This is a genomic window from Mycobacterium sp. IS-1590 (genome assembly GCF_001500025.1).
GTDB lineage: Bacteria > Actinomycetota > Actinomycetes > Mycobacteriales > Mycobacteriaceae > Mycobacterium.
In genome coordinates this window covers 25,525-40,002 of sequence record NZ_LQIW01000013.1, presented here as the reverse complement: position 1 = coordinate 40,002, position 14,478 = coordinate 25,525, and the positions used below count along the sequence as shown (strand labels likewise).

Genomic DNA, 14,478 nt, shown 5'->3' with positions numbered 1-14,478 from the left:
GGCCCAGGTGAACAATGGGCGTCGTGAGCGCAGTCAACGCCTTGGTCGCACATCAGGACGCGCAAGGGGACATCGACCTCCGACACGAAGTCGTCGACGACACCTTCCTGCCGGAGGGTGAGGTCACGATCTCCGTCGAGTATTCGGGGATCAACTACAAGGACGCCCTCGCCGTGACGCCCAAAGGCGGTGTGGCCCGGTCGTATCCGCTCATCCCGGGCATCGACGCGGCCGGCACGGTCACGGCGTCGTCGTCATCGGAGTTCGCCGTCGGTGACCGGGTCGTCGCCCACGGCTACGACATCGGAACCGGCAGGCACGGCGGATACGCCGACACCGCCCGCTTCCCGGCCGACTATCTGGTCAAGCTCGACGGGTTGACGACGGGGGAGGCCGCCGCGATCGGGACCGCCGGCTTCACCGCGGCCATGAGCGTCAACGCGATCCGCGCGCACGGTGTGCGCCCGCAGGACGGGCCCGTACTGGTCACCGGTGCCACCGGTGGTGTCGGCAGCATCAGTGTGGACCTGCTGGCCGGTCTGGGCTACGAGGTGATCGCATCCACCGGCAAGGCCGAGGCGCACGACTATCTCATGGGCCTGGGCGCCTACCAGGTGATCGGACGCGTCCCCGAGGAAGGGGAGAAGGTCCGCCCGCTCGGCAAGTCGAAGTGGGCCGCCGTCGTCGACAGCGTCGGCGGCGACACCCTCGCTTACACGCTGAGCACCCTCAAATACGCTGGCGTGGCAGCGGTTTCGGGGTTGGCGAGGTCGCCCGACCTCCCTACGACGGTGATGCCGTTCATCCTGCGCGGCGTCACCCTCGCCGGAATCGACTCCGTTCAGCTCGCGATCGGGCCGCGCCGCGAGATCTGGAGGCAGATCGAGGGCGGGCTCAAGCCGAAGCATCTCAGCGACATCACGAAGGACGTCACGATTCTGGAGGCGCCGCACACCTTGCGCGCGATCATCGGCGGCGGCGTCACCGGCCGCACCCGGGTGGTCGTGCACGACGGCTTCTAGGTCGATCAAGCCGCCGGTTGTGAATTCAGCGCCGCTTTTCGGCGATTTGCGTCATCAGATTCACGACCGGGCCGAGATTACTTCAGCTCGGCCGACGACAGACCGAGCAACCGGCGCGCGACCACCAGCAGTTGGATCTGCTGGGTGCCCTCGAAGATGTCGAGGATCTTGCTGTCGCGCGCCCACTTCTCCAGCAGCGTGACCTCCGAGTACCCGACGGTGCCGGCCAATTCGACTGCCTTCAGGGTGATGTCGCTGGCCACCCGACCGGCCTTCGCCTTGCCCATCGACGCTTCCTTGGAGTTCGGAATGTCGTTGTCGGCCTGCCACGCCGAGCGGACCATCAGCAGATACGCCGCCTCCCATTCGGATTCCATTCGCAGGAACTCCGCTGCGGGTGCGCTCTGCGCGTGCGAGGGCTTGTCGTAGGAGATCTCGATGCCGGCCTCGGTGAGGATCTTGCGCACCTCCTCGAGGGCGGCGCGCGCGATGCCCACAGCCATGGCGGCGACGACGGGCCGGGTGTTGTCGAAGGTCTCCATGACCCCGGCAAAACCCTTCTCGACGTGAATCTCCGGGCTGCCCAACAGGTTGTCTTTGGGGATGCGGACGTCGTCGAACCGGATCACCGCGGTGTCGGAGGCCTTGATGCCGAGCTTGTCCTCGAGTCGCTCGACTGTCACACCGGGATGCTCGCGCGGAACGATGAACGACTTGATGGCCGCGCGGCCCAGCGACTTGTCCAGTGTCGCCCACACCACGATGTGGGTGGCCCGGGAGCCGGCCGTGACGAAGATCTTCTCGCCGTTGATCACGTACTCGTCGCCGTCAAGCCGGGCCGTCGTCGACACCGCCGCCGAATCCGAGCCGAAGTCCGGCTCGGTGATCGCCATCGCGGCCCACACGTCCTTGCCGAGTCGCTCGAGCTGTTCGGGGGTGGCCACGCTGGAGATCGCCGCGTTGCCGAGCCCCTGACGAGGCACCGACAGCATCAAAGCCACGTCACCCCAACTGATCTCCATCACGTTGAGCACTGCTGACATGTTCGCGCCGTTGTGGTTGGCGTCCCTGGGCTCGTCACCGCCCGCGAACGCCTCGGCGCCCGCGAACGCGAACGCCTTCGCGTCCTGGATGCCCTCGAAGAGGGTGGCCAGGGTGTCCAGCTCGACCGGGTATTCGTGCTCGCGCAGATCCCACTTGCGGGAGACCGGACGCAACATCTCCGCGGCCCCCTGATGGGCCTTCTCGATGACCGCCTCGAGCTTTCGCGGCAGTTCCAGATTGATTGCCATGGTTCGACTTTCGCTCGTGAGTCTCAGATGATGACTCAGATGACGACGACGCCCTCGGCGACGCCGATGGCGCGCAGATCGCGGTACCAGCGCTCGACGGGATGTTCCTTGGTGTAGCCGTGGCCGCCGAGCAGCTGCACGCCGTCCAGGCCGATCTGCATGCCCTTGTCGGTGCCCAACCGTTTGGCCAGCGCGGCCTCGCGGGCGAACGGCAGACCCTGATCAGCCCGTGACGCGCCGCGCCAGGTGATCAAGCGCAGACCGTCGAACTCGATCGCCATGTTGGCGCACATGAACGCGACCGCCTGACGGTGCGCGATCGGTTCACCGAATGCGCGGCGCTCCTTGACATATGGAACGACGTAGTCGAGCACCGCGTGGGCGGTGCCGACGGCAAGTGCGGCCCAGCCGAGCCGCGACAGCGCGAGTGCCTCCGAATAGTCCTCGTCGCTTGCGCCGTCCTCGCCGAGGCGCGCCGACAGCGGCACGGTGACCCCGTCGAGTGCGACCTGGCCGATCGCCGCTCCACGGATGCCCATACCCGGGTCGGGCGTGATGCGCAGACCCTTCGACCCCGATTCGACGATGAACAGCGCCGGCTTGCCGTTGAGTTGGGCCCCGACGATGAACAGTTCGGCGTTCGCGGCGGCCGGCACAAGCGACTTGACCCCGTCGAGGCGGTAACCGCTCGGGGTCCGGACCGCGGTGGTCTTCAAGGCGGTGGGATCGAACAGCGCTCGCGGTTCGGCAATCGCCACGCAGGACTGCGGAACGTTCTCGCCCGCAAACTCTTTGAGGTAGGTGGCCTGCTGGTCGGCGCTGCCCCAGTGCGTGAGCGCCGACGCGACACCCGCAGGAGCCAGGATGGGCAGCGCCAGGCCCATGTCGCCGTATGCCAGCGCCTCGGCGACCAGCACGTTGGTCACGGCTGCGCGGTGCGCGGCGATCCCCTCGAAGTCCTCGGGCACGTTGATCGCGGTGATGCCGAGTTCGGATGCCTTCGCGACGAGGTCGACGGGGTAGTCGGCGGCCTCGTCGGCTTCGCGTGCCGCGGGGCGGATGATCTCCTCGGCGAACTCGCTGACCGTCTCGACGATCATCTGCTGTTCGTCGTCAGGGGTGAGGTCGAAGTAATCCGAACCGCTCTTCTTCAGCCGCGTCGGCCCGCTCTGGTTGCCCGAGACGCGTTTGAACTGCCTGCCGGCCGCGCCCGCGAACGAGAACACCTGCTTGACGCCGTACTTCAACCCACGGTTGAGCGGATCGCGCAGGTGGTGGCGGTCCAGGAATTCCTGCCCGACCAGGGGAGTGATCAGCGCGAGTCCGAGATCGGTCGCGGAACGCTTGTGCTTCTTCAGGCCGACGGCGCTCTCTTTGTCGCTTCGCTTCGACTTGGATCCGTTTTTCGACGGCAGGTTCTTGCTCATTTCGACTGCCTCGCTTTGATTGGTGACGTCCGAACTCGTCGAACTGACTCCAGAGTAAGGTATCCGAACTGACTCATCGGTAAGTTGTTGTCGAACTCACAGCCCGGGTGCCGACAGGCTGCGCAGCACCACGTCGTGCAGCAGCCCGTTGGTCGCGACCGCGCTACCGCCGTGCGGTCCGGCCTCACCTGCGAGGTTGGTGAAGCGGCCGCCGGCCTCGCGCACCAGGATGTCGAGCGGCGCCAGGTCCCACGTCGAGACTTCCGGCTCCATCGCGATGTCGACGGCGCCCTCCGCGACGAGGCAGTAGTTGTAGAAGTCGCCGTATCCGCGCACCCGCCACACCGCATCGGTCAGCGCCACGAACCGGTCGCGGATGCCGCGGTCGGCCCACCCCGAAAGGCTGGAGAACGCCAGGCTCGCCGCGCCGAGCTCGTCGACCTTCGACACGCTCAGTCGTCGCTCGTCTTGCCCGGACACCTTCGCGTACGCACCGCGTCCGGTCACCGCCCACCACCGCCGGTGCAGCGCGGGTGCGCTCACCACGCCGAGCACGGGTATGCCGTCGTGCAACAGCGCGATCAGCGTCGCCCACACCGGCACCCCGCGGACGAAGTTCTTGGTGCCGTCGATCGGGTCGACGATCCACTGTCGGCCCCCGAACTCCTGGGTGCCGCCGAACTCCTCGCCGAACACCGAATCGTCCGGGCGCTGTTCGGCGAGTCGTTTCCGGATCATCGATTCCACGTCGAGGTCGGCGTCGGTGGCCGGGGTCAGGTCGGGTTTGGTCTCGACGACGAGGTCGACGGCGCCGAAGCGGGCCATGGTCCGGGCATCGGCCTCGTCGGCCAATGAGAGTGCCAGCGTGAGGTCGTCCGCCTCGGGATTCATGCCTGTCGTCCTACCATGTCGGGATGTGGGAATTCGCGGTGATACTGCTGCTGGTCGGTGCGCTGGTGCTGCTGGCCCGACCGATGCTGATGCGCCGTCGCGGTACCCCGACTGACTGGCCGGCGGGTCAACTGCTGGTCACCGGCGTCAGCCCGCGCCCGACCGACGTCACCGGCCCGCAGTACGTCACGATCACCGGAGTCATCAACGGGCCCACGGTCAACGAGCATGTCGTGTACCAGCGGCTCGAGGTCGACGTCGACAACTGGCCGACGATGGGCCAACTGTTTCCCGTCGTCTACTCGCCGAAAAACCCGGACAACTGGCGATTCGCGCCGCAGGCCCCACCACCGGGCGCAATGCCGCCGCCCGCGCCGCCGCCGTACTCCTGAAGTTTCGTCGATTCGCGCCGACCACAACCCTCGGCGCAAAAACGAGCCGAAGCTCAGCCGTGCCCGATCTTCAGCATCTCGGCCACGGTGGTCAGCTTCACCCGCGGTCGTCCGTGCGGTTCACCCGCTGACCGCTCGTACTCGTCGATCAGCCGCCAGTGGTCGTCGGTGACGACCTTTGGCTGCCGCTCGACCAACCATTCGGCCAACCGCCGCGGATGGTCCTCATCGAAATCGGACAGCTGCGCGCCGGCCAGGTCGGCGATCAGCGTGTCGACGGTCTCCTGCGAATCGCTCTTGTTGCTGCCGATGACGCCCGTCGGCCCGCGCTTGATCCAACCGACGACGTACTCGTTGCGGCTGCCTTCGACACGCCCGTGGGTGTGCGGGATCGTGCCGCTGCGCTCGTCGAAGGGCAGGCCGGGCGTCGGCACACCGCGATAGCCGACGGCGCGCACCACCAGCTGGGCAGGCACCTCCTCGCGTTCACCGGTGTCCTTGGCCACGATGCGGCCGTTCTCCTCGACCAGCTCGTTGCGGCCGAGCACGATGGATTCGACGCGGCCGTTCCCTTTGATCTCGATCGGGGAGGTGCGGAATCGGAAGACGATGCGCCGCTTGGCGTTCTTCGGCGTCTGTTCGCCGTAGCCGCGCAACACCTTGATGTTGTTGCGCACGGTCTTGCCCGCCGCCTCGAGATCGTCATCGGTGATATCGGCGAAGTCGGCGGGATCGATGATGACGTCGACGTCACCGAGCCCCTCGAGGTGCCCGAGCTCGCGCAGCTCCAACGTGGTGAACGGCGCCTGCAACGGTCCGCGTCTGCCGACGACGAGCACCTCCTCCACCCCGCGGTCGTGCAGTGACTTCAACGCGTGGTCGGCGATGTCGGTCGCACCCAGCACGTCAGGATCGGTGACCAGGATCCGCGCTACGTCCAGCGCGACGTTGCCGTTGCCGATCACGACGGCTCGACCGCTGGAGATGTCCGGTGCGATCTCCTCGAAGTGCGGGTGGGCGTTGTACCAGCCGACGAAATCGACGGCGGCGACGCTGCCGGGCAGGTCCTCACCGGGGATCCCCAGCGCTCGGTCCGACTGTGCGCCGACGGCGTAGATCACCGCGTCGTACTGTTCGGCTAACTCGGCCGGGTGGACGTGCTCGCCGACCGCGACGTTGCCGAAGAAGCGGAATCGCGGATCCAACGCTGTCTTCTCGAACTGGGCGCTGATCGACTTGATCTTCGGATGGTCGGGCGCCACACCCGAGCGCACCAGACCCCAGGGGGTCGGCAACATCTCGAGCATGTCGACGCGTACGTCGGAGTCGTCTTGGGAATCGGCGAACTTGAGTAACGACGCCGCGGCAAAGTAACCCGAAGGCCCTGAGCCGACGATCGCCACATGGTAGGGGCGCATGGACACCTTTTGTCGAAGCTTCCTCATCGCTGCCCGGCCTCGCGCAAGGGGCTGTCGCGTCGGGGCCGGCTGGTTACCCATCCGATGCTAGAACGCGGACCGCTCTCGGTGCCGCCAGTCGCGAGAACCGGCGCGTATCGGCCCACGGGTAACCTGAACTCCCGTGGATCCTGACCGTCAAGCCGACCTCGCTGCCCTCGACTCCACCCTCACGACGGTGGAGCGGGTGCTCGACGTCGAAGGCCTCCGCGGTCGCATCGAGAAGCTCGAGCACGAGGCCTCCGACCCGAACCTGTGGGACGACCAGGTGCGCGCTCAGAAGGTCACCAGCGAGCTGTCGCACACCCAGGGGGAGCTGCGACGCGTCGAGGAACTCCGGCAGCGCCTCGACGATCTGCCGGTGATGTACGAGCTGGCCGCCGAGGACGGCAGCGAGGAAGAGCTCGCCGAAGCCGACGCCGAGCGGGCGAAGTTGCGCGAGGACATCGAGGCGATGGAGGTCCGCACCCTGCTCTCCGGCGAGTACGACGAGCGCGAGGCCGTCGTCACGATCCGATCGGGCGCCGGCGGGGTGGACGCCGCGGACTGGGCCGAGATGTTGATGCGCATGTACATCCGCTGGGCCGAACAGCACGACTATCCCGTCGAGGTGTTCGACATCTCCTACGCCGAAGAGGCGGGGATCAAGAGCGCGACGTTCGCGGTGCACGCGCCGTTCGCCTACGGCACGTTGTCGGTCGAGCAGGGCACCCATCGGCTCGTGCGGATCAGCCCGTTCGACAACCAGAGTCGCAGGCAAACGTCGTTCGCCGACGTCGAAGTGCTGCCCGTGGTGGAGACCACCGACCACATCGACATCCCGGAAAGCGATGTGCGCGTTGACGTCTACCGGTCCAGTGGCCCCGGCGGGCAGTCGGTCAACACCACCGACTCGGCGGTCCGGCTGACCCACATCCCGACCGGTATCGTGGTGACCTGCCAGAACGAGAAGTCGCAGCTGCAGAACAAGGTTTCGGCGATGCGGGTCCTACAGGCGAAGTTGTTGGAACGTAAGCGTCTCGAGGAGCGCGCCGAGATGGACGCCCTCAAAGGCGACGGCGGCAGCTCGTGGGGCAACCAGATGCGCTCTTACGTTTTGCACCCCTACCAGATGGTCAAGGATCTGCGCACCGAGTACGAGGTCGGCAACCCGGCGGCGGTGCTCGACGGCGACCTCGACGGGTTTCTGGAAGCCGGAATCCGTTGGCGCAAGAGTCAAGATGATGGATGACAACCTGATCGCTTTATCCCTGGGGGAGCGCTGGGAGGGCTTCTGGCAGGGCAACATCGGCAACTGGATCCTCGACCGCGGTGTGACGATCGCACTGTTGTTGATCGGCGGTCTGCTGGCGGCGCGGTTCATCAACTGGGCGGCGCGGCGGATCGTGACCCGCATCGACGCCGAATACCTGGAAAGCGATCAGCTGGTCCGTTCGGAGAGCACCAAACACCGTCAGGCCGTCGCGTCGGTGATCTCGTGGGTGACCGTCGCGTTGTTGTTCGTCATCGTGGCGGTCCAGATCACCGAGACGCTCGCGATCCCGATCGGGTCGCTGGTCGCGCCCGCCGCGGTGCTGGGCGCCGCGCTGGGTTTCGGTGCGCAGAAAGTGGTCCAGGACCTGCTGGCCGGTTTCTTCATCATCACCGAGAGGCAGTACGGCTTCGGTGATCTGGTGCAGCTCAGCATGGTCGGTGCGCCGGAGGAGTCGCTGGGGACGGTCGAAGAAGTCACGCTGCGGGTGACCAAACTCCGCACCGCCGAAGGCGAGATGTACACCATCCCCAACGGCAACATCGTTCGATCGCTGAACCTGTCGAAGGACTGGGCGCGTGCCGTCATCGACATTCCGGTGCCGACGGGCTCGGACCTCAACGAGGTCAACGATCTCCTGCACAACGTCGCGCAGAACGCGACCGACGATCCCGAACTCAGCGCACTCATGCTCGACGCGCCACAGCTGATGGGGGTCGAGAGCATCGGGCTCGAGACGGTGAACCTGCGGATGGTCGCGCGCACACTTCCTGGCAAGCAGTTCGAGGTCGGCCGGCGCATCCGGGTCCTGGTGATTGCCGCTTTGCGCCGGGCGGGGATCGTGTCACCGGCCGATGGGGCCACGCCGATGGTGGGTGCCATCGTCCACCCGGCGACAGCCGGCGGAGCCGAACAGGAAACACAGGGTTCGGCGGAGCAGAAGAAGTGAGGCATTGGCTGACGGCCCGTTTCGGCCGGATGCGAGTGTCGACGGTGGTGCTCATCGCGGCGTTCGTCGCGCTGTTCTGGGTGAATCAGACGTTTGAGGCCAAACCCCCCGAAGCGCCCGCACCCGCGCCTGCGGTGGTCCCGCCCGGCTTCGTACCGGACCCGAACTACACCTGGGTGCCGCGCACCAACGTGCGCCGGACCACCGAACCCACGACCACGACCACGACGACGACCCCGACCACAACCACCACGACGAGCCCGACCGAAACCACGACGACCAGCCCGACTCCGACCACGACGGTGATCGACCCCGACGGCTGGGGGCCGCGACCGGCGACCACCCAGACCATCGCCCCCGAGCAGGCGCCGCCGACCACCCAGGAGCCCCTGCTACCGCCGCTCCCGCAACTGGTGCCGCCACCGGCGACTCCGCCCAGCTAGGCCGCCTGTGCTTCCCCGCTACACTGGCGTGCCGTGATGATCACCCTCAACAACGTGACCAAGCAGTACAAGTCGTCGGCGCGGCCCGCGCTCGACAACGTGTCGGTCAAGATCGACAAGGGTGAGTTCGTCTTCCTCATCGGGCCGTCGGGTTCGGGCAAGTCGACGTTCATGCGGCTGCTGCTGGCCGAGGAGACTCCGACCCACGGCGACATCCAGGTGTCGAAGTTCCACGTCAACAAGCTGCCCGGACGCCACATCCCCAGCCTGCGCCAGGTGATCGGCTGCGTGTTCCAGGACTTCCGGCTGCTGCAGCAGAAGACCGTCTTCGAAAACGTCGCTTTCGCCCTCGAGGTCATCGGAAAGCGCGCCGAGACCATCAACCGGGTGGTGCCCGACGTGCTGGAGATGGTCGGCTTGTCGGGTAAGGCCAATCGGCTGCCCGCCGAGCTGTCCGGTGGCGAACAGCAGCGAGTCGCGATCGCCCGGGCATTCGTCAACCGGCCGCTGGTGCTGCTCGCCGACGAGCCCACCGGCAACCTGGACCCGGAGACCAGCAAGGACATCATGGATCTGCTCGAGCGGATCAACCGCACCGGGACCACGGTGTTGATGGCCACCCACGACCACCACATCGTCGACTCAATGCGCCAGCGGGTCGTCGAACTCGAACTCGGCCGGCTGATTCGCGACGAGCAGCGCGGCGTCTACGGAATGGATCGCTAGTGCGCTTCGGCTTCCTGATCAACGAAGTCCTCACGGGATTTCGTCGCAACGTCACCATGACCGTGGCGATGATCCTGACCACCGCCATCTCGATCGGCCTGTTCGGCGGCGGCCTGCTCGTCGTCCGGCTGGCAGACCAGTCCCGCAACATCTACCTCGACCGCGTCGAGAGCCAGGTCTTTTTGACCAACGACGTCTCGGCCAACGACCCGTCGTGTGACGCCGACCCGTGCAAGGCGCTGCGCCAGCAGATCGAGGACCGTGACGACGTGCGCTCGGTGCGGTTCCTCAATCGCGATGAGGCCTACGAGGATGCGATCACGAAGTTCCCGCAGTACAAGGACGTCGCTGGGCGCGATGCGTTTCCGGCGTCGTTCATCGTCAAGCTCGAAGATCCCGAGCAGCACAAGGAATTCGACGAGGCGATGGTCGGCCGGCCCGGTGTGCTCAACGTGCTCAATCAGAAGGAGCTGATCGACCGCCTGTTCGCCGTACTCGACGGCATCAGCAACGCCGCGTTCGCGGTGGCGTTGGTTCAAGCGGTCGGCGCGGTCCTGTTGATAGCCAACATGGTTCAAGTCGCGGCGTACACCAGACGCACCGAGATAGGCATCATGCGTCTGGTCGGGGCCAGTCGTTGGTACACCCAGTTGCCGTTCCTCGTGGAGGCGATGCTTGCGGCCTTGATAGGCGTGGTGATCGCGATCATCGGCCTGATAGTGGTACGGGCGCTGTTCCTGGAGAACGCGTTGAACCAGTTCTATCAAGCGAATCTGATCGCCAAGGTGGACTATGCCGACGTGCTGTACTTCAGCGCTCCGCTGATGCTGTTCCTGGGCTTGGCGATGTCGGGCATCACCGCTTATGTCACGCTGCGCCTGTACATACGAAGGTAGCCATGCCAAAACAGGGCGCCAGGAAAGCCGACCCGTCCCGGTCCAGCAACAACAAAGTCGTTGCGACCAATCGCAAAGCGCGCCACAACTATTCGATCTTGGAGACGTTCGAGGCGGGTATCCAGCTGGTCGGCACGGAGGTGAAGAGCCTGCGCGACGGGCAGGCGTCGCTGGCCGACGCCTTCGCCACCGTCGACGACGGCGAGGTGTGGCTGCGCAACGTCCACATCCCCGAGTATCACCACGGCAGCTGGACCAACCACGTGCCGCGGCGCAACCGGAAGCTGTTGTTGCACCGCAGGCAGATCGATCAGTTGATCGGCCGCATCCGCGACGGCAATCTCACGCTCGTGCCGCTGTCGCTGTACTTCACCGACGGGAAGGTGAAGGTGGAACTTGCGCTGGCCCGCGGTAAAGAGGCCCGCGACAAGCGGCAGGATTTGGCGCGTCGGGACGCGCAGCGCGAGATCACCCGTGAGCTGGGGCGCCGCGCCAAGGGCATGACCTGATCGGAGTCGCGCTGGCGCTGGCGTCAGCGCTGGGCTACGGGATCAGCGACTTCGTCGGCGGACTGGCCTCGCGCCGGGTCGCCGCGCTGCGGGTCGTGCTGGTCTCCTACCCGATCGCGCTGGTCGTGCTCGCGGCGCTGGCGGTCCCGATCGGCGGGGTCGTGTCGCAGGGCGCGGTGCTCTGGGGCGTGTTGTGCGGGGTGTCGCAGGCGTTCGGGGTGTGGTGGTTCTACGCGGCCCTGGGTTCGGGTCCGATCTCGGTGGTGTCCCCGCTCACCGCGATCCTGGTTGCCGGTATCCCGGTGGGATTCGGGCTGGCGCTGGGGGAGCGGCCGGGGCTGCTCGCCGGCGTGGGCGTCGTTCTGGCGTTGATCGCGGTGGTGCTGGTCAGCCGGGAAGCCTCTGACGAGGACTTCACTGAGCACCGGTTCACCCCGACGGTGGCCTGGTTGACGATCGGGTCCGGCGTGGCGTTCGGGTTGAACTTCGTGTTGATCGACCAGGCGCCGGTGGAAGCCAAGCTGTGGCCGCTGGTGTTCGCGCGTGCGTCGGCGACGGGGCTGGTGGTCGTCATTGCGCTGCTGAGCCGCAACCTGCGACCGCCGTCGGGCAACCCGCTGAAGCTGGCGGTGCTGGCGGCGTTCCTCGACGTCGGCGCGAACATCGCGATGCTGCTGGCACTTCAGGCGGCGTTGTTGTCGCTTGCGGGCGTGCTGATGTCGTTGTACCCGGCGGCGACGGTGTTGCTCGCGATCGTGGTGCTGCGGGAGCGGGTGACGCGTTGGCAGGCGCTCGGCATGGTGTTGGCGCTCGCTGCGGTGGCCATGATCGCCGCCGGTTGATCAACACGGAAATTGGGCCGAGCCGGTATAAGCACTTCGCTGCATAAGGCATCATGACGAACGGAAAGGCGGGGAAGGCGTGTCGCTCAGGGGTCATCGTTGGCGTTACGGCGTCGTGGTGGCCCTGCTGCTGCTGGTCGTGGTGAACGCGCTGGCCCCGTGGGGATACGACCGCGCCGAGGCGGGGATGATCGCGGTGCAGGCGGTCCTGGGCGCGGTGATCGTCGTCCGCGGCTTCATGGTTGCCCGCAAGGTCGACGGCCCGTCCCGATGGTGGCGAGTCCTCATCGCTGCGTCGTGCCTGAGCTGGCTCATCGGTGAGCTGCTGTGGTGGACGGGCGGCGGCTCTGATCCCGGTCGAGTGGCCGGCGGCAGGGAGACCGTGGCGTATCTGCTTCCCGCGGTGCTCATTTTCACGGCGGTGGTGGTGCTCGGGCGCGTCGGAGTCGGGCGCAGCACCACCCCCGACCCGGTGCATCAGTACTCGCTCGTCGCGTCCGTCCTCGACGCGATCGTGGCGGCGATCTCGTTTTCGCTGCTGTCCTACCTGGCCGGATACGGGGCACTGGCCGCAGCGGCGTTCCCCCGGTCGGACAATCCCCCGATCCTGGTGACCTATTCGCTGCTCCAGCTGTGCGCGGTGGTGGCGGGGGTCTTCTTCGCCAGTCTCTACCGGCCGGGGCGGCCACATCGGGCGGAGTGTCTGCTGTTGACCGGCGGGGTCATGTTGCTCGCGTCCGCCGACCGGATGGTGGCCTATTTCCGGACCGTCGGCTTGCACAACGGTGACTTGTGGGGCGGCGGCGCGTTCATTCTCGGGCTGGTGCTGGTGATCTACGCACTGGCCGAACCGGTGCCCCTGTCGGAGGCCGCCGCTCAGGCCGGCGATCGGGTGATGGACTGGGTGCAGTTGATCCTGCCGTTTGCCGGATTCGCCGGTATTGCAATGCTTTACGGCTACCACGTGCTGATCGATCGGGAGCTCGACGCGGTGCTGGTCGTCGGGGCGGTGCTGATGGTTCTGCTCGTCGCGGCGCGCCAGGCCTTCGCGATGCGCGCGCAGCACAGGTTGACGGTGCGGCTGTTCGACGCTCAGCGGCTGCTCGCGCACCAGGTGCATCACGACGCGTTGACCGGGCTGCCGAACCGGCTATTCTTCGGCAAGGAACTCCAAACCGCTTCTGCCAGAGGCGGTTTCGTTCTGATCTTCGTAGACCTCGACGACTTCAAGGACGTCAACGATCGGTTCGGGCACGCGGGCGGTGACGAGCTGCTGCGTGCCGTGGGCGAACGCCTCCGTCGATGTGTGCGGGGTACCGACACCCTGGCACGCATCGGCGGTGACGAGTTCGCCATTCTGATCAACAGCGACGCGGCGGCACCTGAAGTCGTCGCCGGCCGCATCCAGGCGGCGCTTCGGGAGCCGTTCGCCGTGCACGGCTCGAGCGTGCGGATCCGTGCGAGCATGGGCCTGGTTCGGCTGGAAGCCGACGAAGACAGCCAGACCCCGGACGATCTGCTGCGCAAGGCCGACCACTCGATGTATGAGGGCAAGCGCCTGGGCAAAGACATCGCCGTCGTTTACCCGTCGATGACCGGCCGGGCGGTGGACTTTCCCACCGCGTTACGAAACGCCGACGGTGGTCCGCCGGCCGGGTTCGGCCTGGTCTATCAGCCCATCGTTCGGCTGCCCGAGGAGACTCCGGTCGCCTTCGAGGCGCTGGCGAGGTGGACCGCGCCCGACGGCACGCAGATTCCACCCGAGACGTTCGTCGCCGCCGCGGAGGCTGCGGGGCTCGGCGATGCCTTCGACGCGATGGTGCTGGATCTGAGTTGCCGGCAAGTTGCCGCGGCCGGTGGGGGTCTCGATCTGCAGGTCAACATCGGGGCGGCACGCCTGCGCGACGGCGAGTTCCGTGACGTGGTGGCAGCTACGTTGGCGCGCTACGGCATGGCGCCCAGCCGGTTGACGCTGGAGATCACCGAGACCGTGCCGATCGTCGACCTCGACGAGGCGGCTTCACAAATACGGCGGCTCAACGCCATTGGGGTCAAGGTGGCACTGGACGATTTCGGCGCCGGATACAACTCGCTGACCTACCTGCACGCGTTACCCATTCAGATCGTCAAGCTCGACCGCAGCCTGTTGGCCGGACCAGAACGCGCGCAGGCCGCGACGCTGTACCGATCGGTGATCGCGGTGTGTGATCCGTTGGGCCTTGAAGTGATCGCCGAGGGCATCGAGACCGTCGAGCAGGCCGAGACGGTGTTCCTCGCCGGCTGCTCCTTGGCTCAGGGATACCTGTTCGGGCTGCCCGCCGCGCTTGCCGATCATGCCGCGGAACCCCTGGCCGCTGACACGCCGTAGCGCCTACGTTCT

14 protein-coding genes and 1 pseudogene are annotated in these 14,478 nt (G+C 66.6%); 10 read left to right on the top strand and 5 right to left on the bottom strand.

The genetic code is table 11. From position 1 onward, the window contains the following. Positions 1 to 23: 23 nt before the first annotated feature. Entirely contained in the window at positions 24 to 1,022 is a 999-nt protein-coding gene (locus AU197_RS12020; RefSeq protein WP_064402976.1) for an acrylyl-CoA reductase family protein, read from the top strand. Between the two features lie 77 nt (positions 1,023 to 1,099). On the opposite strand, the gene AU197_RS12015 is transcribed toward AU197_RS12020, so the two are convergent. The 3 genes from AU197_RS12015 to hisN all read right to left on the bottom strand — a co-directional run bounded on the left by AU197_RS12015 (position 1,100) and on the right by hisN (position 4,632). Then, entirely contained in the window at positions 1,100 to 2,314 is a 1,215-nt protein-coding gene (locus AU197_RS12015) for an acyl-CoA dehydrogenase family protein (protein ID WP_064402929.1), read from the bottom strand. 35 nt (positions 2,315 to 2,349) lie between these two features. Continuing rightward, positions 2,350 to 3,741 carry an acyl-CoA dehydrogenase family protein gene (locus tag AU197_RS12010; protein ID WP_064402928.1) on the bottom strand — a complete coding sequence of 464 codons (1,392 nt, stop codon included), beginning with the start codon at positions 3,739 to 3,741 and terminating at the stop codon, positions 2,350 to 2,352. Positions 3,742 to 3,837: 96 nt separating this feature from the next. Then, positions 3,838 to 4,632, bottom strand: coding sequence for a histidinol-phosphatase (gene hisN, locus AU197_RS12005; protein ID WP_064402927.1), 795 nt, complete (start codon positions 4,630 to 4,632; stop codon positions 3,838 to 3,840). Positions 4,633 to 4,655: 23 nt separating this feature from the next. Here hisN and AU197_RS12000 point away from each other — a divergent pair, with 23 nt between their 5' ends. Further along, positions 4,656 to 5,024 carry a hypothetical protein gene (locus AU197_RS12000; RefSeq protein WP_064402926.1) on the top strand — a complete coding sequence of 123 codons (369 nt, stop codon included), beginning with the start codon at positions 4,656 to 4,658 and terminating at the stop codon, positions 5,022 to 5,024. 53 nt (positions 5,025 to 5,077) lie between these two features. Here the strand turns inward: AU197_RS12000 and AU197_RS11995 are convergent, their stop codons facing one another. Further along, the gene (locus tag AU197_RS11995; RefSeq protein ID WP_064402925.1) at positions 5,078 to 6,442 is read right to left on the bottom strand and encodes an FAD-dependent oxidoreductase; all 1,365 of its coding nucleotides are present in this window, start codon (positions 6,440 to 6,442) and stop codon (positions 5,078 to 5,080) included. 163 nt (positions 6,443 to 6,605) lie between these two features. On the opposite strand from AU197_RS11995, the gene prfB reads away from it, so the two are divergent. Continuing rightward, complete coding sequence (prfB, locus tag AU197_RS11990; protein WP_064402924.1) at positions 6,606 to 7,712, top strand: peptide chain release factor 2; 1,107 nt, start codon at positions 6,606 to 6,608, stop codon at positions 7,710 to 7,712. Here prfB and AU197_RS26825 read toward each other — a convergent pair. Beyond that, positions 7,695 to 7,766: pseudogene (locus tag AU197_RS26825) on the bottom strand (hypothetical protein); the annotation flags it as partial. The gene prfB and the pseudogene AU197_RS26825 overlap by 18 nt on opposite strands. On the opposite strand from AU197_RS26825, the gene AU197_RS11985 reads away from it, so the two are divergent. The 7 genes from AU197_RS11985 (at position 7,732) to AU197_RS11955 (ending at position 14,466) form a co-directional block, all read left to right on the top strand. After that, positions 7,732 to 8,682, top strand: coding sequence for a mechanosensitive ion channel family protein (locus AU197_RS11985; protein ID WP_502687875.1), 951 nt, complete (start codon positions 7,732 to 7,734; stop codon positions 8,680 to 8,682). The pseudogene AU197_RS26825 and the gene AU197_RS11985 sit on opposite strands and share 35 nt — an antisense overlap. Further along, positions 8,679 to 9,125: an Rv3103c family proline-rich protein gene (locus AU197_RS11980; protein ID WP_064402922.1), complete on the top strand. Its 447-nt coding sequence runs from the start codon at positions 8,679 to 8,681 to the stop codon at positions 9,123 to 9,125. The genes AU197_RS11985 and AU197_RS11980 overlap by 4 nt, the downstream gene beginning before the upstream one ends. Before the next feature lie 36 nt (positions 9,126 to 9,161). Continuing rightward, a complete protein-coding gene (gene ftsE / locus AU197_RS11975) occupies positions 9,162 to 9,851 on the top strand; it encodes a cell division ATP-binding protein FtsE (protein ID WP_064346044.1) in 690 nt (229 codons plus the stop codon). After that, the gene (gene ftsX / locus AU197_RS11970) at positions 9,851 to 10,747 is read left to right on the top strand and encodes a permease-like cell division protein FtsX (protein WP_064402921.1); all 897 of its coding nucleotides are present in this window, start codon (positions 9,851 to 9,853) and stop codon (positions 10,745 to 10,747) included. Before ftsE ends, ftsX begins: the two co-directional genes overlap by 1 nt. A gap of 2 nt (positions 10,748 to 10,749) precedes the next feature. After that, a complete protein-coding gene (smpB, locus tag AU197_RS11965) occupies positions 10,750 to 11,256 on the top strand; it encodes an SsrA-binding protein SmpB (protein WP_064402920.1) in 507 nt (168 codons plus the stop codon). Next, positions 11,253 to 12,098, top strand: a complete 846-nt coding sequence (locus AU197_RS11960) for a DMT family transporter (RefSeq protein ID WP_197415523.1) — start codon at positions 11,253 to 11,255, stop codon at positions 12,096 to 12,098. Before smpB ends, AU197_RS11960 begins: the two co-directional genes overlap by 4 nt. Before the next feature lie 79 nt (positions 12,099 to 12,177). Continuing rightward, complete coding sequence (locus AU197_RS11955) at positions 12,178 to 14,466, top strand: putative bifunctional diguanylate cyclase/phosphodiesterase (RefSeq protein ID WP_082696636.1); 2,289 nt, start codon at positions 12,178 to 12,180, stop codon at positions 14,464 to 14,466. Positions 14,467 to 14,478 lie beyond the last annotated feature (12 nt).